Source organism: Mesorhizobium sp. M2A.F.Ca.ET.039.01.1.1, from assembly GCF_003998035.1.
Taxonomy (GTDB): Bacteria; Pseudomonadota; Alphaproteobacteria; order Rhizobiales; family Rhizobiaceae; genus Mesorhizobium.
This window is the reverse complement of sequence record NZ_RZRY01001440.1, coordinates 1-586: the sequence shown is the minus strand read 5'-3', so window position 1 is coordinate 586 and position 586 is coordinate 1. Positions and strand designations below refer to the sequence as shown.

Annotated in this window: 1 protein-coding gene; it reads left to right on the top strand. The window is 63.5% G+C overall.

What is annotated here, in order from left to right; genetic code table 11:
- Positions 1–4 precede the first annotated feature (4 nt).
- A partial coding sequence (locus EOA24_RS40330; protein WP_245502010.1) for a UvrD-helicase domain-containing protein occupies positions 5–586 on the top strand: 582 nt, incomplete at its 3' end.

Genomic DNA, 586 nt, shown 5'->3' with positions numbered 1-586 from the left:
GGGTCTGGACGAACTCAAGGCCGCTCTCGAGGCGCCATTCGAGCGTTGGGCGGTCTTCCTACATCCCAGCCAGCGCGGTGTCGTCCAGCACACCTATAATGGCCCGGCCCGCGTCGCCGGCTCCGCCGGAACGGGAAAGACGGTCGTCGCGTTGCACCGCGTCTACCGCGTTCTGCAAGGCGACCCCGATGCCAAGGTGCTGCTGGCCACCTTCTCCGAACCGCTCGCGCGCAATCTGGCGCGAAAGATTAGGCTGCTGTGCGGCGAGGCATCGAGCCTTCCCGATCGCGTCGTCATCCAATCCTTCGAACAAATCGCACGAGACCTCCTGGCACTGGCGACTGGTCGCCAGCCGCGCTTCGCGGACGCCGAATACGTTCGCTCCATCCTGGAGAAAGCGGCAGAAGAGGCCGGCATCTTTGAAGTGACGCCACAGTTCCTCAACTCAGAATGGACTCACGTCATCGATCCTTGGCAGATCGACAGCGCCGAAGCCTACGCTCAGGTGCCACGCATGGGTCGCAAGAACAGGCTGGGGACAAAGCAGCGGGAACGTCTTTGGACGGTCTTCGCGGCCGTTCGGCAG